17 protein-coding genes and 1 tRNA gene are annotated in these 18222 nt (G+C 70.1%); 15 read left to right on the forward strand and 3 right to left on the reverse strand.

Annotated features, from left to right (window positions below):
• The first annotated feature begins 633 nt into the window (after window positions 1-633).
• The 6 genes from dnaN (at window position 634) to gyrA (ending at window position 9766) form a co-directional block, all read left to right on the forward strand.
• Window positions 634-1767 (forward strand): DNA polymerase III subunit beta, encoded by a 1134-nt coding sequence (gene dnaN / locus QP090_RS15020; protein WP_285939479.1) that lies wholly within the window; start codon window positions 634-636, stop codon window positions 1765-1767.
• A 122-nt stretch (window positions 1768-1889) separates the two neighbouring features.
• Window positions 1890-2810, forward strand: a complete 921-nt coding sequence (gnd, locus tag QP090_RS15025; protein WP_285939480.1) for a phosphogluconate dehydrogenase (NAD(+)-dependent, decarboxylating) — start codon at window positions 1890-1892, stop codon at window positions 2808-2810.
• A gap of 193 nt (window positions 2811-3003) precedes the next feature.
• On the forward strand, window positions 3004-4167 hold the full coding sequence (gene recF, locus QP090_RS15030) for a DNA replication/repair protein RecF (protein ID WP_285939481.1): 1164 nt from the start codon (window positions 3004-3006) through the stop codon (window positions 4165-4167).
• Between the two features lie 116 nt (window positions 4168-4283).
• Entirely contained in the window at window positions 4284-4802 is a 519-nt protein-coding gene (locus QP090_RS15035) for a DciA family protein (protein WP_285939482.1), read from the forward strand.
• Between the two features lie 457 nt (window positions 4803-5259).
• Window positions 5260-7197 (forward strand): DNA topoisomerase (ATP-hydrolyzing) subunit B, encoded by a 1938-nt coding sequence (gene gyrB, locus QP090_RS15040; RefSeq protein ID WP_285939483.1) that lies wholly within the window; start codon window positions 5260-5262, stop codon window positions 7195-7197.
• Window positions 7198-7249: 52 nt separating this feature from the next.
• Window positions 7250-9766 (forward strand): DNA gyrase subunit A, encoded by a 2517-nt coding sequence (gene gyrA, locus QP090_RS15045; RefSeq protein ID WP_285939484.1) that lies wholly within the window; start codon window positions 7250-7252, stop codon window positions 9764-9766.
• A 14-nt stretch (window positions 9767-9780) separates the two neighbouring features.
• Here gyrA and QP090_RS15050 read toward each other — a convergent pair whose 3' ends face one another.
• On the reverse strand, window positions 9781-10590 hold the full coding sequence (locus QP090_RS15050; protein WP_285939485.1) for an ICP22 family protein: 810 nt from the start codon (window positions 10588-10590) through the stop codon (window positions 9781-9783).
• Between QP090_RS15050 and QP090_RS15055 the strand changes: the two genes are divergently transcribed.
• Entirely contained in the window at window positions 10583-11155 is a 573-nt protein-coding gene (locus tag QP090_RS15055) for a DUF3566 domain-containing protein (protein ID WP_329518958.1), read from the forward strand. The two genes, QP090_RS15050 and QP090_RS15055, sit on opposite strands and share 8 nt — an antisense overlap.
• Window positions 11156-11246: 91 nt before the next feature.
• Window positions 11247-11323: transfer RNA gene (locus tag QP090_RS15060), tRNA-Ile, on the forward strand.
• 153 nt (window positions 11324-11476) lie between these two features.
• Here QP090_RS15060 and QP090_RS15065 read toward each other — a convergent pair.
• Entirely contained in the window at window positions 11477-12118 is a 642-nt protein-coding gene (locus QP090_RS15065) for a class I SAM-dependent methyltransferase (RefSeq protein ID WP_285939486.1), read from the reverse strand.
• A 6-nt stretch (window positions 12119-12124) separates the two neighbouring features.
• Window positions 12125-12481: an SUMF1/EgtB/PvdO family nonheme iron enzyme gene (locus tag QP090_RS37655; RefSeq protein WP_432763053.1), complete on the reverse strand. Its 357-nt coding sequence runs from the start codon at window positions 12479-12481 to the stop codon at window positions 12125-12127.
• Window positions 12482-12915: 434 nt separating this feature from the next.
• Between QP090_RS37655 and QP090_RS15070 the strand changes: the two genes are divergently transcribed.
• The 7 genes from QP090_RS15070 to QP090_RS15100 all read left to right on the forward strand — a co-directional run bounded on the left by QP090_RS15070 (window position 12916) and on the right by QP090_RS15100 (window position 17882).
• Complete coding sequence (locus QP090_RS15070) at window positions 12916-13848, forward strand: Gfo/Idh/MocA family protein (RefSeq protein ID WP_285939487.1); 933 nt, start codon at window positions 12916-12918, stop codon at window positions 13846-13848.
• A gap of 161 nt (window positions 13849-14009) precedes the next feature.
• Window positions 14010-14249 (forward strand): DUF6343 family protein, encoded by a 240-nt coding sequence (locus QP090_RS15075; protein WP_285939488.1) that lies wholly within the window; start codon window positions 14010-14012, stop codon window positions 14247-14249.
• 145 nt (window positions 14250-14394) lie between these two features.
• The gene (locus QP090_RS15080) at window positions 14395-15045 is read left to right on the forward strand and encodes a hypothetical protein (RefSeq protein ID WP_285939489.1); all 651 of its coding nucleotides are present in this window, start codon (window positions 14395-14397) and stop codon (window positions 15043-15045) included.
• A gap of 65 nt (window positions 15046-15110) precedes the next feature.
• A complete protein-coding gene (locus QP090_RS15085) occupies window positions 15111-15818 on the forward strand; it encodes a bleomycin resistance protein (protein ID WP_285939490.1) in 708 nt (235 codons plus the stop codon).
• Between the two features lie 118 nt (window positions 15819-15936).
• Window positions 15937-16503, forward strand: coding sequence for a hypothetical protein (locus QP090_RS15090; RefSeq protein ID WP_285939491.1), 567 nt, complete (start codon window positions 15937-15939; stop codon window positions 16501-16503).
• Between the two features lie 97 nt (window positions 16504-16600).
• Window positions 16601-17188, forward strand: a complete 588-nt coding sequence (locus QP090_RS15095) for a short chain dehydrogenase (RefSeq protein ID WP_285939492.1) — start codon at window positions 16601-16603, stop codon at window positions 17186-17188.
• A 7-nt stretch (window positions 17189-17195) separates the two neighbouring features.
• Window positions 17196-17882 carry a TetR/AcrR family transcriptional regulator gene (locus QP090_RS15100; protein ID WP_285939493.1) on the forward strand — a complete coding sequence of 229 codons (687 nt, stop codon included), beginning with the start codon at window positions 17196-17198 and terminating at the stop codon, window positions 17880-17882.
• Window positions 17883-18222: the final 340 nt, after the last annotated feature.

Consider the following 18222-nt stretch of genomic DNA (forward strand, 5'->3'; position numbering starts at 1 on the left):
GCCCCGGAGGGGGTCGGCGGCGGCGCGCGCCCGGCCAGTGAGAAAGGCCCAGAAAAGCGGCCTTGCGGGCGTATCGCAGGCCATCCGGAAGGGGCTCTGTACACACAGCCTGGGGATAACTCTGGGGATCCCGGTGGATAACCAGGGGAAAACCTGCGGACAACCTGAGGACGACTCGTGGATGGATTGTGGACCGCCTGGGGACGACCACCCGGCATCATGGGGACGAATCCGTGGACAACCTGGGGAAGACCTGGGGACGCCCTGGGGACGACGCCCGCCGCCGGCCCCGGTCGCCGCCGGGTGCCCGCGAGCATCTGGAAAACCTGCGGACAACCTGAGGACAACCGGTGGATGAGGTGAGGACAGACTGTGGGGATGTTCTCGTCATCCTCAGGCGGCGCCGCGCCGTCCACCGGTCATGCACAGCACCGGTGGACGAAGATAGACGGTCTCACCTGGGAAAACGAGGGATATCCACACTGTCCACCGCCCCTATGACTAGTACTGCTCTACTTCTCTATCCAAGAAAAATCTCAACTCAAATTAGGGCCTGGGGATGAAGCGCTCCGAGCGTCCCGACCAGGCCCCGTCCGGCTCACCGTTGTTGAAACCTGCAGGAGGCGGGTCCCCTTGAAGTTCCGCATCGACAGAGACGCCCTGGCCGACGCCGTGGCCTGGACCGCACGCACGCTCCCGGTCCGGCCGCCGGTGCCCGTCCTCGCCGGCATGCACATCGAGGCGAGCGACCGGCTGAAGCTGTCGGCGTTCGACTATGAGGTCTCGGCGCAGGTGTCCACCGACATCGACGTCGAGGAGCCGGGGACCGCGCTGGTGTCCGGCCGCCTCCTCGCCGAGATCTCGCGCAGCCTGCCTCCCCACCCTGTGGAGGTGACGACCGACGGGGCGAAGGTGATGCTCCGCTGTGGCAGCGCGAAGTTCACACTCCTCACCATGCCTGTGGAGGACTACCCGACACTGCCGGAGATGCCGCCGGCCGCCGGCGCTGTGGGCAGCGACGAGTTCGCCGCCGCTGTGGCGCAGGTCGCGATCGCCGCGGGCAAGGACGACACCATCCCGATGCTCACGGGCGTGCGGGTGGAGATCGAGGGCGAGACCGTCACCCTGGCGTCCACCGACCGGTACCGGCTGGCCGTACGGGAGCTGCACTGGAAGCCGGAGCGCCCGGACTTCTCCGCAGTGGCGCTCGTCCCGGCGAAGACCCTCGCCGACACCGCCAAGTCGCTCACCGCGGGCGCGGAGGTGTCCATCGCCCTCGCCGGTACGGACGCGGGCAGCGCGGGCGAGGGGATGATCGGTTTCGAGGGCGGCGGGCGCCGCACGACCTCGCGGCTGCTGGACGGCGACTTCGTCAAGTACCGCTCGCTGCTGCCGAGCGAGTACGCGGGGCTGGCCGAGATCCAGACCGGCTCGTTCATCGAGGCCGTCAAGCGGGTATCGCTGGTGGCCGAGCGGAACACCCCTGTGCGGCTCTCGTTCAGCCAGGGCGAGGTCGTGCTGGAGGCCGGGACCGGGGATGAGGCCCAGGCCGTCGAAGCGCTTGAGGCGACGCTTGAGGGCGACGACATCGACATCGCCTTCAACCCGGGGTTCCTGCTCGACGGGCTGTCGGCGATCGGCTCCGACACGGCCCGGCTCTCGTTCACGACCCCGACCAAGCCCGCCGTGCTCACCGGCAAGCCGCCGCAGGACGGGGAGAACCCCAACTACCGCTACCTGATCATGCCCGTGCGACTGTCCGGGTAGGTGCGACCGTCCGGGTAAGGGACGGTACAAAGGCATATCGGGGGTTTTCGGGGAGATCGGGGGACCCACCCGTGCGGGGGGCCACCCTCGCAGGTCTACGCATACGCACAGGGGAGTCGAGCATGGAGCTGGGGATCATCGGCCTGGGCAAGATGGGCGGCAATATGGCCGAACGTCTGCGCCGCGGCGGTCACACCGTCGTGGGCTACGACCGCGATCCCGGCGTGAGCGACGTCGGGTCGATCGAGGAGTTGGTCGAACGGCTCGCGGCGCCGCGTGCGGTCTGGGTCATGGTGCCGGCCGGTGGTCCGACCCACGACACCGTCCACAGGCTGGGGGAACTGCTCGAATCCGGCGACGTCGTCGTGGACGGCGGCAACTCGCACTATGTGGACGACCAGAAGCACGGCGAGGAGTTGGCGGGCAAGGGCATCGGGTTCGTCGACTGCGGTGTGAGCGGCGGCGTCTGGGGCCTGGAGAACGGTTACGCGCTCATGGTCGGCGGCAGCGACGACGACGTGAAGCGGCTGATGCCGGTCTTCGCGACGCTGAAGCCCGAGGGCGAGTTCGGCTTCGTGCACTCGGGCAAGGTCGGCGCCGGGCACTTCGTGAAGATGGTCCACAACGGCATCGAGTACGCCATGATGCAGGCGTTCGGCGAGGGCTACGAGCTGATCGAGGCCAGCGACGTGGTGACCGACGTGCCGGAGACCTTCCGGAGCTGGCAGGAGGGCACGGTCATCAAGTCGTGGCTGCTCGACCTGATGAACCGGGCGCTCGCCGACGATCCACAGCTCGACGAGCTCCGTGGATACGCCAACGACTCCGGTGAGGGCCGCTGGACCGTCCAGGCCGCCGTCGACCACTCGGTGCCGCTACCCGCGATCACCGCGTCCCTCTTCGCCCGGTTCTCGTCCCGGCAGGACGACTCCCCCGCGATGAAGGTGGTGGCCGCCCTCCGCAACCAGTTCGGAGGGCACGCGGTCGAGTCGGCCAAGGGCGCCGGCGCTCCTGGCACCGACGCGACCCCACCTCCCGCCTAACGCGCTGTCATGCTCGGCGCCGTCCCCGTACAGCGGTGGTCTCGTAGGGCGGTCCGCCTGGCTGTGAGCGGCCTGCGGTCTGGTGGGACGCCTGTACGGGACGGCGTGGCGGAACGTTACGTGCGCCTAAGGGAGGGATGTGCGGGGGACTTGTGGCCGACGTGGCGGCCGGGAGGCTCTACCCTCGTGTCCCGTGCACGTCGCCCACCTCTCGCTCCAGGACTTCCGCTCATACGCGACCGCAGAGGTCGCGCTTGAGCGGGGCGTCACCGCGTTCGTGGGCCCGAACGGGCAGGGCAAGACCAACCTCGTCGAGGCCATCGGCTACGTCGCCAGCCATGGCAGCCACCGGGCCGCGACCGACGCGCCGCTCGTCCGGCAGGGGGCGCCGAGGGCGATCGTCCGGGCCGGAGTGGTCAAGGACGAGCGCAAAGCGCTGATCGAGCTGGAGATCAACCCGGGCAAGGCCAACCGGGCACGGTTGAACCGCTCCCCCGTTCCCAGGCCGCGCGAGATCCTGGGGATGCTGCGCACCGTGCTGTTCGCCCCAGAGGACCTGTCCCTGGTGAAGGGCGACCCGGGAGAGCGCCGCCGGTTCATGGATGAGTTGCTCACCGCGCGCGCGCCGCGGTTCGCGGGCGTACGGTCCGACTATGACCGGGTCCTCAAACAGCGCAACGCCCTGCTGAAGTCCGCGGCAGCACACCGCAGGTCCCCCGGACCCGAGGTCCTGGCCACACTCGACGTGTGGGATTCGCACCTCGCCCGTAACGGCGCCGAGCTGCTCGCCGCTCGGCTGGAGCTGGTCGCGGCGCTACGCCCCCTGGTCGCCCGCGCGTATGAGGCGCTCGCGCCCGGTGGCGGCGACGCCGACCTTCTCTACAAGAGTTCGCTTGGCGACGTCGAGTTGTCCACAGACCGTGCACAGCTTGCCGAGCAGCTGTTGACGGGTGTTTCCGAGTCGCGCAAGCAGGAACTCGAACGCGGTGTCAGCCTGGTCGGCCCGCACCGCGACGAGCTCGTCCTGCGGCTGGGCGAGCTGCCCGCGCGCGGGTACGCGAGCCACGGGGAGTCGTGGTCGTTCGCCCTCGGGCTGCGCCTGGCGGCGTTCGATCTGCTGCGCGCGGACGGCGACGACCCCGTGCTGATCTTGGACGATGTGTTCGCCGAGCTGGACGCGGGCCGCCGCCGCCGCCTCGCCGAGATGGTCGCGCCGGCCGAGCAGGTCCTCATCACCGCGGCTGTCCCCGCCGATGTCCCGGTCGAGTTGACCGGCAACTCCTACACGGTCGCCGACGGCGAGGTCACCCGGGAGCCCGGCCGCGGCACGCCGCCTCCCGAAGGGGAGAGCGCGTGAACGATGATCCACAGGATGTGCATAACTCCCCCGGTCCGGTGAATTCCCCGAATCAAGCGGAATCCCCCGCCCCGTCCGGCAGCGGCGGCGCGGCTGGCGCTGCTGGGACGGCCGGCATGGACAAGACCGACGGCATCGGCGCCGCAGGGGATGCGGCCGGCGGGGTTCCGGCGAAGTCGGGGATCGAGCTTGCTCGGGAGGCACTCGCCCAGGCCAAGGCCGATGCGCTCAAGCGCGGCACGCTGCCCGGGCAGAGCGGCAAGCGCAAGGGAGTGAGGCCCGCGCGCGTGCGCGAGTCGGGGCGGGGCGGCGACCCCAAGGCGTTCAGCGCCGCGATCCGCGAGCTGATGGCGACGCGCGGCTGGGAACAGCGCGCGGCGGTCGGCGGCGTGTTCGGCAACTGGGCCGGCATCGTCGGTCCCGACCTGGCCGAGCACACCAAGCCGGACCGCTTCGAGGACGGCGAGCTCACGGTGGTGGCCGACTCCACCACGTGGGCCACGCAGCTTCGGCTGCTCTCCTCGACGCTGGTCCGCCGGCTGAACGAGGAACTGGGCCACGGGACCGTCCGCCGTGTGAAGGTCGTCGGCCCGTCCACGGGGCCGCGCCGGACGGGCGCCTGGCGCGTTCGCTGAAGATTTTTCACAGAAGTTATCCACAGAACGCCGTTCCACTCCCGTCCCCCGGTGGACCGGGGGCATGATCATGGCGTGCGGCGTTCACGGACGGTGGGCGTCCCGACTCGGGAGGGTGACGTGAATGTCAGTGGCCGGTGGGAACATCTGTTCGGGACGCTCGGCGGCGAGTTCAGCAGCGAGCGCCCCGTAGGCCCGAGGACCCCCCTAGGGCTATGGGGGGATGCATCTCCACATCCGCCCGGCCGCCACACGCGCATACAGCGCCCGTCAGTGCCACTTTTCGCCCCGTGACCCGGTAGAATGAAATCGGGTTCAGGATGCTGCGCCGCCATGGGTCGCCTGGGGCTCTGACCGAACATGACCAGAGCACATTGGGCGCCCTTACGTGTGTTACGGGGCACACCGCGCTCCCTCGGGCGCGGGGCGGTGAGTTTCCCCGGCAGGAGGATCTCCTTTGGCGTACGACGCTAGTTCGATCACTGTCCTTGAAGGTCTCGAGGCGGTTCGCAAGCGACCGGGCATGTACATCGGATCGACCGGGGAACGTGGCCTTCACCACCTCGTTTACGAGATCGTCGACAACTCGGTCGACGAGGCCCTGGCCGGCTATGCCGACGACATCGTGGTGACGCTGCTGGCCGACGGCGGTGTCCGGGTGCTCGACAACGGCCGCGGCATCCCGGTCGGTGAGCATCCGGTCGAGAAGCGGCCCGCCATCGAGCTGGTGCTGACCACCCTGCACGCGGGAGGCAAGTTCGACGGCAAGTCGTACGCGGTCTCCGGCGGCCTGCACGGGGTCGGCTCGGCCGTGGTGAACGCGCTGTCGACCCGGCTCGAGGCCGAGGTCCGGACCGACGGCCACGTGTGGCGGCAGGCCTACAACTGGAAGGGGCCCGTGACGGGCCTGGTCCAGGGCGAGCCGACCGAAGAGACCGGCACGCAGATCACCTTCTGGCCCGACCCTGCCATCTTCGAGACCCTCGAGTGGAACTTCGAGACGCTGTCGCGGCGGATGCAGGAGATGGCCTTCCTCAACCGCGGCCTGGCGATCACGCTGCGCGACGAGCGGCCCGAGCACATCAACGGCGAGCCGAACGTCGTCCGCTACCACTACGAGGGCGGCATCGAGGACTTCGTCCGCTACATCAACGTCAAGAAGGACCCGGCGCACGAGTCGGTGATCTACTTCGGCGACGACACCGAGGGCATGTCGCTCGAGATCGCGATGCAGTGGAACTCCTCGTACGCCGAGTCGGTGCACACCTTCGCCAACACGATCAACACGGCCGAGGGCGGCACCCACGAGGAGGGCTTCCGGGCGGCGCTGACCAGCATCGTCAACCGGTACGCCAAGGAGCAGAAGCTCCTGAAGGACAAGGACGACAACCTCACCGGCGAGGACGTCCGCGAGGGCCTCACCGCGATCATCTCGATCAAGTTGGCCGACCCGCAGTTCGAGGGGCAGACCAAGACCAAGCTCGGCAACACCGAGGCCAAGTCGTTCGTGCAGAAGGCGTGCTTCGAGCACCTGCGCGGCTGGCTGGAGAGCAACCCGGGCGAGGCCAAGGAGGTCATCAACAAGGCCACCCAGGCGGCCCGGGCCCGGGTCGCGGCGCGCCAGGCGCGCGACCTGACCCGGCGCAAGAGCCTGCTGGAGTCGACCTCGCTGCCCGGCAAGCTGTCGGACTGCCAGTCGACCGACCCGTCCCGGTCCGAGCTCTACATCGTCGAGGGCGACTCGGCGGGCGGCTCGGCCAAGGGCGGCCGTGATCCGCACTACCAGGCGATCCTGCCGATCCGCGGCAAGATCCTCAATGTGGAGAAGGCGCGGATCGACCGGATCCTCAAGAACAACGAGGTCCAGGCGATCATCACCGCGCTGGGCACCGGGATCCACGACGAGTTCGACATCGCCAAGCTCCGCTACCACAAGATCATTCTGATGTCGGACGCCGACGTGGACGGCCACCACATCAACACGCTGCTGCTGACCCTGCTGTTCCGGTTCATGAAGCCGCTGATCGAGGCCGGGCACGTCTACCTGTCCCAGCCGCCGCTCTACAAGATCAAGTGGGACGCGCGCGGCACCGACGCCGCCTACGCCTACTCCGACCGCGAGCGCGACGCGATCATCGAGGCGGGCCTCGCGGCCGGCCGCCGCGACCCGCGCCCGCGCGACCAGGTGCAGCGTTTCAAGGGGCTCGGCGAGATGAACGCCAACGAGCTGTGGGACACCACGATGGACCCCGACCACCGGGTCCTGCTCCAGGTGCAGCTCGACGACGCGGCCCAGGCCGACGAGCTGTTCAGCGTCCTGATGGGCGAGGAGGTCGAACCGCGCCGCGAGTTCATCCAGCGCAACGCCAAGGACGTGCGCTTCCTCGACATCTGAGGCTCCGGCAGGCAGTCGAGCTTCGTTCCACGACGTAGAAGAGGTCTAACAGGTGACGGACGTGACCACTGAGGGCGGCGTTCCGATCGGCGGGCGGGTCGAGCCGGTCGACATCCAGGGCGAGATGCAGAAGAGCTATCTCGACTACGCGATGTCGGTCATCGTCGCGCGGGCGCTGCCGGAGGTCCGCGACGGGCTCAAGCCGGTACACCGCCGGGTGCTGTACGCGATGTACGACGGCGGCTACCGCCCCGACCGCGGCTACTTCAAGTGCGCCCGCGTCGTCGGCGACGTGATGGGGAACTACCACCCGCACGGCGACTCGGCGATCTACGACGCTCTGGTCCGGCTCGCGCAGCCGTGGTCGATGCGCTACCCGCTGGTCGACGGCAACGGCAACTTCGGCTCGCGCGGCAACGACCCGGCCGCCGCCATGCGGTACACCGAGTGCCGCATGGCGCCGCTGGCGATGGAGCTGCTGCGCGACATCGACAAGGAGACCGTCGACTTCTCGCCCAACTACGACGGCCGGTCGCAAGAGCCGGACGTCATGCCGTCGCGGTACCCCAACCTTCTGGTGAACGGGTCGGCCGGCATCGCGGTCGGCATGGCGACCAACATCCCGCCGCACAACCTGCGCGAGGTCGCCGAGGGTGTCCGCTGGTTCCTGGAGAACTACGGCGCCGATGACGAGGAGCTCCTCGAGGCGCTCATCCAGCGGGTCAAGGGCCCCGACTTTCCCACGTCCGGCCTGATCGTCGGCCGCAAGGGCATCGAGGAGGCCTACCGCACCGGGCGCGGCTCGATCACCATGCGGGCCGTCGTCGAGGTCGAGGAGATCCAGGGCCGCACCTGCCTGGTCGTCACCGAGCTGCCCTACCAGGTCAACCCGGACAACCTCGCACTGAAGATCGCCGAGCTGGTCAAGGACGGCAAGCTCGACGGCATCGCCGACGTCCGCGACGAGACCTCCGGCCGCACCGGCCAGCGCCTGGTGATCGTCCTCAAGCGGGACGCGGTCGCCAAGGTCGTCCTCAACAACCTGTACAAGCACACCCAGCTCCAGGAGACGTTCGGCGCGAACATGCTCGCGCTGGTCGACGGCGTCCCGCGGACGCTGCGGCTCGACCAGTTCATCCGGTACTGGGTCGCGCACCAGATCGACGTCATCGTCCGCCGTACCCGGTTCCTGCTCCGCAAGGCCGAGGAGCGCGCGCACATCTTGCGCGCCCTGCTCAAGGCGCTCGACCGCATCGACGAGGTCATCGCGCTGATCCGCCGCTCGCCGTCGGCGTCCGAGGCGCAGCAGGGCCTGATGGGCCTGCTGGAGATCGACGAGATCCAGGCGCAGGCCATCCTCGACATGCAGCTGCGCAAGCTCGCCGCCCTGGAGCGCCAGGCGATCACCGACGAGCACGACAAGCTGATGGCCGAGATCGCCGACTACAACGACATCCTGGGCTCGCCCGAGCGGCAGCGCCGGATCGTCGGCGACGAACTCGCCCCGATCGTGGAGAAGTTCGGCGACGACCGGCGCACCGAGATCGTCCCGTTCGACGGCGACGTCTCGTACGAGGACCTCATCGCCGAAGAGGACGTCGTCGTCACCATCACCCGCGGCGGCTACGCCAAGCGCACCAAGACCGACCTGTACCGGGCGCAGCGGCGCGGCGGCAAGGGCGTGCGCGGCGCACAGCTCAAGCAGGACGACATCGTCGACCAGTTCTTCGTGACCACCACGCACCACTGGATCCTGTTCTTCACCAACAAGGGCCGGGTCTACCGGGCCAAGGCCTACGAGCTGCCCGACTCCGGCCGCGACTCGCGCGGGCAGCACGTGGCCAACCTCCTGGCCTTCCAGCCCGACGAGCACATCGCCCAGGTGATGGACCTGCGCGACTACCAGGTGGCGCCCTACCTGGTGCTGGCCACCAAGGGCGGCAAGGTCAAGAAGACCGCGCTCGGCGACTTCGACTCGCCGCGCACCGGCGGCATCATCGCGATCAACCTGGTCGACGACGACGAGGTGATCGCGGCCCGGCTGGTCTCGTCCGACGACGACCTGCTCATGGTCTCCACAGGCGCCCAGGCGATCCGGTTCCGCGCCGACGACGACTCCCTGCGCCCGATGGGCCGCGCCACCTCCGGCGTGATCGGGATGCGGTTCGAGGAGGACCAGGAGGTCCTCAACATGCTGGTCGTGCACGACCACGCCGACGACGTCCTGATCGCCACCGAGGGCGGCTACGCCAAGCGCACCCCGGTCGACCAGTACCCGCTCCAAGGACGTGGGGGGAAGGGCGTTCTCACCGCTAAGATCGTTCAGACTCGCGGCAGGCTGGTGGGGGCTCTGACGGTCGGCCCGGACGACGAGGTGTTCGCGATGACGTCCAACGCCGGCGTCATCCGCACCACGGCGGCGGAGATCAAGCAGTCCGGCCGGCAGACCATGGGTGTCCGCCTGATGAACCTCGCCGAAGGGGACAGCGTGGTCGCCATCGCGAGGAACGTAGAGTCCATGGAGGACTCAGACGACGCCGAGGCGGGCGATGGGGGCGACGGTGAGTGACGCCCCCCACCCCGTCACCGAGCCGCTAGGCCAGGAGGACACGTGAGCACGGAGCCCGGCAAGAGCAAGGGCCGGTCCGGCGCCGGCCGCACCAAGAAGGCGGCCGGCTCCGGCGCCACACCCAAGAAGAGAACGGTGGCCGCCGCCGCATCCAAGCCGGGCCGCGACGAGACGACCATCGACATCCAGTCCGCCGACGAGACGCGGACCGACCTGGCGAAGGTCACCGACTCCGACGACCCCCCGGCGGCCGACGACAAGCCCGCGGAGATCGCCCCCCTCGACGACACGGCCACCGACCTCCCGACCGACCTCCCGACCGACCTTCCGTCCGGTTCCAAGCCGTCGAAGGCGTCGAAGCCCGAGCCGTCGAGCACGACCTCCACCAAGGAGACCTCCTCCCCGTCCTCGTCCCCGTCTGCGGGCTCCGGCTCGGGCTCGTCGACGACGTCGGGCAAGAGCCCGGCGTCCTCGGGGACGGGCACGTCCTCTCCCTCGGGGCGGAGCACCTCGTCCGGCTCGTCCTCGTTCTCGTCCTCGAGTTCGTCTCCGGCGTCGGGGAAGGGGTCGGCGTCGGGAACGACCCCGGGTTCGGGCTCGTCGAGCGCGACCTTCTCCGGTTCGACGTCGCCGAGCGCGAGCGCCTCGAACTCGAGCAGCCCGCGGAGCACGAGCCCCAGCAGCTCCGGGTCGAGCGGTTCGCGCCCGGCCGGGTCGGGACCGGGGTCCACGACGTCCGCCACTTCGAGCTCGAACTCGTCCGGGCCGAACTCCTCCGCCGGGGGCTGGACGAAGCCGGCCGAACCGGCCGGATCGGTGTCCACCGGACGCACGGAGAAGCCGCGCAAGCCCTTCGGCCGCCGTGAGGCGTCCGGATCCGGCTCCTCGGGTTCTGGGGCCGGAGCCGCGGGCTCGGGCTTCGCCGGCACCGTCCTGAAGGACAGGCCCGCCCCCTCGGTCAACGCCGCTCCCGCGGCCCCCGCGAGCAGCGACGGTCCGGCCGGACCCAAGTCGGCGCGCAAGGCGCAGCTCCAGCTGGCCCGGCTGGAGCCGTGGTCGGTGATGAAGTTCAGCTTCGTGATGTCGCTGGTCTGCTTCGTGGTGCTGCTGGTCGCCGTCGTCGTCCTGTACATGATCCTTTCCGGGCTCGGCGTCTTCGACGCGATCAGCGACACGATCAACAGCCTCACCCGGCAGCAGGGCGAGACCACCGGCGGCATCGACGCCGGAAACTGGTTCTCGTTCATCCGCGTCTTCGGCTACACGGTCCTGGTGGGTGCGCTCAACGTGCTGCTCATCACGGCCCTGTCCACGGTCGGCTCGGTCATCTACAATCTCGCCGCCGACCTGGTCGGCGGCGTCGAGGTGACCCTCAAGGAGGCCGAGTAGCATCGTCCCGCCGCCGCCCGGCCGAATCGATTTCCGGTTGCCCAGCGAGATGCGGTAATCTCTCGTTGCGCCGCCAGGGCGGCGGCACTGCGGGCCTGTAGCTCAGTCGGTTAGAGCGCATCCCTGATAAGGATGAGGCCGGAGGTTCAAGTCCTCCCAGGCCCACCAGCTCAAAAGCCCCCACCGGATATCCGGTGGGGGCTTTTTGGGCAGTAGCCCTCGACTCTCCGGATCTCTGAACAGCTCGCCGGCCGCCTTGCCGAGCCCCGACCGGTGATCTTCTTATCGAAGACGCGCGCCGGGTCGCCCCGGAGGGCACATCTACCGTCGGTGCATCAGCAGTCGGCCCTGGCGGAACTGCCGCTCCTGCTGATGAGGCTCGCGCGACACCCGGCCGACTTCGATGAAGCCGGCCTCGCGTGCCAGCGCGGCCAGGTCATCGATCGGCCACCGGTAGGCCTGCGCGACCTTGTGGTCGAAGGGCGTCACCAGCTCGCCCTCGGACTCGAAGAAGGCGAGCAGGAGGTGGCCACCCGGCGCCAGCACCCGCCTGAACTCTTTGAAGTACGCCGGTAGCTCCTGCGGCGGCGTATGGATGACGGAGTACCAGGACATGACGCCGTCCAGCGTCTCGTCGGCAAGGTCCAAGGCATCCATCGAACCGACCTCGAAGCGCAGGTCGGGAAATGCCTCGCGGGCAATGTCGATCATCACCGGCGACAGGTCGAGACCGAAGACGTCCAGTCCCAGGCTTTGCAGGTGCGCCGTCATGTGCCCGGGGCCACATCCGAGTTCGGCGACGCGTCCACCACTGGCAGCCCGTACGACCTCGGCGAACACGGACAGCGCCGCACGGTCCAGTGGCTGGTCATCGAGCACACCCTGGACGAGCTCGGCGTAAAGGGGGGCGACAGCGTCGTAAGCCTCCGCTGTCGCACTCAGATAGGAGGAACTCACCGTCATGACGGGCTACCTTAGCCCCCGCCTCGACCCGCTGCGGGGCCGTCGAGTTCCGCGGGTTGTCACCACGGGCGGTGGCCGTTGCCGTTGGCATGATGACGGGCCCTGCTCGGACTGGTCCGCTCTTCGGCGTGGGTGCATCGGCGGCGCCACCGGCGGGTTGCCGGTGAGCCCGCCGCGGGCGGCGTACTTCCATTCGGGCTCGGCGGAGAGAAGGTCGCCGGACCAGGCACAGAAGGCCATGGCGTCGTTCCAGGAGACGTGGACGACGGGGTGGTCCCAGCGGTCCTCCAGGGACGATCCAGGGCCTTCTGGGACGTGCCAGGCGGCGCCCTCGACGTCGCACCAGCAGGGGGCGCGGTCGATGCGGGGGGGAGACGCGGCGGAGCGGGCCTGGGAGGAACGCGGCGAACACGTGGGACCAGCCGTAGCGTCCGACGTCGGTGCGGTAGCCGGTCGCTTCGGTGAACGTGGCGAACTCGGTGTTGGTCACCGCGCACGCAGAGATCTCGAACGCGGCGACGGTATCCGGCGCTCCGCCCGTCCGCCAGATCTCCCGCGCTCGGTCCACCGGGCCGCCGCCCTGTGGAGAGTTGTTGTCCACAGGTTGTGGATAAAAGGCCTCGGATGTGGGTGAAGGTGCAGCCCGCGGCGTTTTCCGTGGTCAGGATAACGAAGATCATATTGGGGACGGCCGGTGGACGACGGCTGGCGGCGCCGGTTCGGGGCCGGGTCCGACGATCATCCACAGGCCCGGTGGGGCGAGAACGGGGCGGGCGCGGGCGCTAAGGTCCACGATCATGGGATCGAACAGCGACGCCGTCCTCAAGGTCGGCGTGATCGGGCTCGGGGATATCGCACAGAAGGCGTACATGCCCGTCCTGTCGGCACAGCCGGGCCTGGAACTGCACCTGCACACCCGCACCCCCGCCACGCTCGACCGGGTCGGTGACGCGTACCGGCTGCCGCATCGTCACCGGACGCTCGACGGACTGCTGGAGCAGGGGCTCGACGCCGCGTTCGTGCACGCCCCGACCGACCGGCACCCGGAGCTCACCGAGCGGCTGATTGAGGCCGGGGTGCCCGCGTACGTCGACAAGCCGCTGGCGTTCCGGTACGCCGACGCCGCGCGCCTCGCCGGGCTCGCCGAGCGCGCGGGGGTCGGCCTGACGGTCGGCTTCAACCGGCGGCACGCCCCCGTCCACACGGCGCTGCTCGACCGTCCGCGCGATCTGGTCGTGATGCAGAAGAACCGTGCGGGGCTGGCCGCGCCGACGCGCGTGGTGGTGTTCGAGGACTTCATCCACGTCGTGGACACCCTGCGCTTCCTGGTGCCGGGCCCGGTCGAGCACACCGGGGTGAGCGCCCGCGTCCGGGACGGGCTGCTGCACCACGTGGTGCTCCGGCTCTCCGGGGACGGGTTCACCGCGCTCGGGATCATGAACCGGTCGAGCGGGTCGGCCGAGGAGATCGTGGAGGTCTCGGGCGGCGACGCCAAGCGCCAGGTGCTGAACCTCGCCGAGGTCGTCGATCACCAGGGCGCGGTGACGGCGCGGCGGCGCGGCGACTGGGAGCCGGTCTCGCGGCAGCGCGGCATCGAGCAGGCCGCGCTGGCGTTCCTCGACGCGGTGCGGGCCGGCGGGCCGTTCCACACCGAGGACGCCCTGCGCACCCATGAGCTGTGCGAGCGTGTCGTGGAGGAGATCGAGGCGATCGAGGGCCGCAGCATCTGACCAGGGCCGACGGTTTTCCACATCCTGTGGAAAACATGCGGCCATCCCCGCCCAAACCTTCGGTCTGCGGACGGGCCGTCCGCCGCGTGCGGGCGTGTCCGCGCCGCGTTCCCGGGCACGAGGATCTCATCGGCCCGAGCTGAAGGACCAGGAGGCGCGCGATGCCCGCCAAGGACCACCGCCGGCAACCGGCGGGAGACGAGCCGCTGACCGCGCGCAGCCCGCTGCGGACGCGCGCGGTGATGTCCGGCGTCACGCTGGTCGCCGCGGTGGTCGTCGCGATCCTCTTCCTCCTGCTCGGCTCGCCGCCCGCGAACCGGGTCGTGGCGGGCATCTGCGCCGCGTTCGGCCTGGTGGCCGTGATCGACCTCGCGGTCATCGGCTGGCGCCTGCACCGCTGACCGGACGCCCGTCCGCCATCGCTCCACCGCGAACAGGGCCGCCGCCGTCCGTCCTGTTCGCGGTGGCCGGGGTGGGGTTGGCCCCACTTGAAGAGTGGGGCGTGCCCCGCTGCCTCGTGGGCGGAATCGAGGTGGGATTCGGTACATGGACCTCGCCACGCCCGGTGCCCGCGCCGCCAAGCTCTTCATCGGCGGGCTGGCGGGCGTCGCCCTGATCGCCGGGATCGTGGAGAGGTCCGCGTCGCCGTGGACGAGCGCCTGGAGCACCGCGGTCCAGCGCCCGGTGGGCGGTGACGGCGAGGACGACGGCGCGGGGGGCGATTGGTCGCGGAAGGGATTCTCCGACCAGTCCGTACGGCAGATCGTGCGCGCGAGCGCAGGGGGCGAGAGGGTCCGGATCCGGCTCTCCAACGTGTACGGGACCAGGCCGCTTCGTGTGGCGGCGGCGACGGTCGGCCGGGCTGGGGGCGGCGCCGCGGTGTGGCCGGAGAGCATCCGGGACGTGACGTTCGGCCGGACGGCGTCCGCGGTGGTCCCGGCCGGGCGGGAGGCCGTCAGCGATCCCGTGCCCGTGCCGGTCTCGCCGCTGGAACGGCTCGCGGTGACGCTGCGCTTCACGGACCCGACCGGACCGGCGACGTTCCACCGGTTCGCGGCGGCCACCTCGTACCGGGCGCCAGGTGATCATCTAGCCGACACCGCCGCCGGGGCGTTCTCCGAATCATCCGGTTCCTGGTACTACCTCAGCGGCGTCGAGGTGGCGGGCCGACCTCCCGCCGATCTCCCGGACCTCTGAGACCGTCCGCGCATCCGTATTAGTCAAGTTTGACTAGAAGCCCGGTGGCGACCTACGCTCCCGGCATGGACGAGAAGACGATCCCGATCTTTCCGTGCCGGTCCATCGACGAGACCTGGGGGTTCTACCGGGCTCTCGGCTTCGAGCAGACCTCGTACCAGAAGAGCCCCAACCCCTTCCTCACCGTCAGGCGAGGCGACATCGACCTCCAGTTCTTCGGCTGGAAGCAGCACGACCCGGCCGGGTCGCTGCACATGTGCTACATCTCCACCCCGGGCGTCGATGCGCTGTACGAGTCGTTCCGCGGCGGGCTCAGGACGGCGCTCGGCCGCGTCCCGACCCGCGGGCTGCCCCGGATCGGGGCGCTGAAGGACATGACCTACGGCGTGCGGCAGTTCCTGGTCACCGACCCCGACGGCAACCAGCTCCGCATCGGCCAGCCGATCTCCGACGACTTCGAGCACTCCCCCGTGCCCAGGGATCCGGTGGCCAAGGCCCTGCACATGGCCGTGCTGCTGGGTGACTCCAAGGAGGATCCGCGGGCCGCCGCCCGGATCCTCGACCACCTTCTGGCGTCCGGCGAGTCCCGTACCGTGCCGCAGCAGGTCAAGGCGGCGGTGCTGCGCGCCGACATGGCCGTCCGGTTGGACGACCCGTCCCGCGCCCGCGAGCTGCTCGCCGAGGTGCGCGCGACCGATCTCACCGACCCGGACCGCGCCGCCCTGCGCGACGAGCTGAGCCGTCTCGAAGACCTGGAGACCGCCCTCGGCTGAGCCGTCCGGCCGCTGTCCTGGGAAGCGTCAAGTCCGGAGCGTCGGCTGGTACCCGCGATACCCCCGGGGGTATGGACGGAGGTGGTCATGCAATCCGCCACATCGCAAGGAGATGCTCGTGAAGGTTCGTCACCTCGTGCCCGCGGCCGGGGCGGCACTGGCCGTCGCCGCCGGTACCGTCGCGGTCCTGCCCCCGACCGCGTCCATGGCCGCACCGGCGTCGTCGACGAGGGGTGATCGGGTCGAGGTCCGGGTCTGGGAGACCTTCCTGCCCGCCGCCAAGGCCACCCGCGCGTTCAGCTACGACGCCAAGCGGGTGCCGGCCGGGTCGCGGGCGTCGGTGCGGTCGCTGAGCGCGGCCGGCCGCAGCCGCGTGACGCTCAGGGTGCACGGCCTCGAACCCGGCAGCGCCTACAACGCCCATGTGCACGTCAAACCCTGTGCGGCCGATCCCGCCGCGTCCGGCGCGCACTACAAGAACGACCCCAAGGGCCCGGAGAACCCGCAGAACGAGATCTGGTTCAGCTTCCGCACCGACGGCGAGGGGGACGCGACCGCGACGGCCTGGCACCCATGGACGTTCGCCAACGACCGGAAGCCCGGCTCGGTCGTCATCCACAACCCGGCGCTGCCCGACGGCACGCAGCCGAGGGCCGGCTGCCTCAGCGTCCCGTTCGCCCCGTGACCGGCCGGGCGATTCTCCCGATTTGACCAGACAGGTCTGTCTGTCTACTCTGCACTAGACAGACCTGTCTGTCTTGGTCGACTTCTGGAGTATCCCCTTGAAGATCATCGTAATCGGCGCGACCGGCACCATCGGCTCGGCGGTGGCCGCCGCCCTGGAGCCGGCGCACGAGGTCGTCCGCGCGTCGCGCCGCGGTCCGGTGCGCGTCGACATGCACGACCTCGCCTCGATCGACGCACTGTTCGAGACGGTCCCCGACGCCGATGCCGTCGTCTGCTGCGCGGCGAGCGGCGTGCTCAGCCCGCTGGACTCCGACGACGACGCCGTCCTCCCCGGCGTCGAGGGCAAGCTGTACGGCCAGGTGCACCTCGTCCGGACCGCGCTCCGGCACCTGCCGGACGGCGGATCGGTCACCCTCACCAGCGGCGTGATCCCGCTGTCCCTGAAGGGCGCCTCGTTCGGCGCCCTGGCCAACGCGGGCCTCGACGCGTTCGTCCGCTTCGCCGCGACCGAGCTGCCGCGCGGCCTCAGGGTGAACGCCGTCAGCCCCGGCTGGGTGGCCGAGACCCTGGAGAGCATGGGCCTGGACGCCGCCGAGGGCACGCCCGCCAAGGAGGTGGCGGACGCCTTCGTCCAGGCGGCCGAGGGCACCGCGAGCGGCCACACCTTCACCTTCGGCGGATAGCCGCCCGATGACACGCATCGACAAGGGCCCGGCCGCAGACCGGAGTGCCGCGAGTGCCGGAGCCGCGCCGCGCGATCCCGCCCGCGGATCCGCCCGTGAACCCGCTCGCGATCGGATCCTGCGAACCGCGACCGACCTCTTCTACGCGCACGGCATCCGGGGCGTCGGGATCGACAGGATCATCGCCGACTCGGGGGTGGCGAAGGCGACCCTCTACGCGCACTTCCGGTCCAAGGACGAGCTGGTGCTGGCCTATCTGCGGCAGGCCGACGAGAAATGGCGCCGGATGCTGCGAGAGGCCGCCGCCGCGGCGGCGGCCTCCGGGAATGATCCGCGCGAGGCGCTGACCGGCATGTTCGACGCGATCAAGGTGACGGACGGCGGAGAGGGAGGGGAGGAGGGAACGGAAAGGGGCGAGGGCGGTTTCCGCGGCTGCGCCTTCATCAACACCGCCAGCGAGTCCCGGCCCGGCACCGCGGTGCACGAGGCCACGATCGCGCACAAGCGGGCGGTCCTGGCCTGGACGCGCGACCTCGCCGAGGCCGCGGGCGCCGCAGATCCCGCGCTGCTGGCCCGCGAACTGACGATCCTTCTCGACGGCGCCATGTCGGCCGCCTCGCTCGAACCGGTTCCCGAGGTGGTGCGGGCCGCCCGCCGCGCCGCCCGCGCGGTCGTCGACCGCTCCTGCCCCTGACCGGCGGGCCGCGCCGGCCCGCCCATTCGTGATCACTGCCGCGCCGACGGTGTGTCGGCTGGAGGACGGCCGTGCACAGCCGGGATCGTGCTGTGCACGGTCCCCGCCGCCCTGGGGATCGAGCTGGGGATTTCCGGTGGGTAGTGCAATCCACCGCTGGCGGGGGCCTGTGGAGGCACTTTACCCACAGGCTGTGAACAGCCTGTGTGCGACCATGCGCGCAACGTGTTCTTCTGCCTGGTCATCGGCTTTTCCACGGAGTGGACAACTTCTCCAGGGGGTTGGGGGCAACCTGGGGATGGGCGGTGGACAGACGCCGCACCCACAATTCCCAGGCTGT

It is taken from the genome of Actinomadura xylanilytica (assembly GCF_030283145.1).
Lineage (GTDB): Bacteria > Actinomycetota > Actinomycetes > Streptosporangiales > Streptosporangiaceae > Spirillospora > Spirillospora xylanilytica.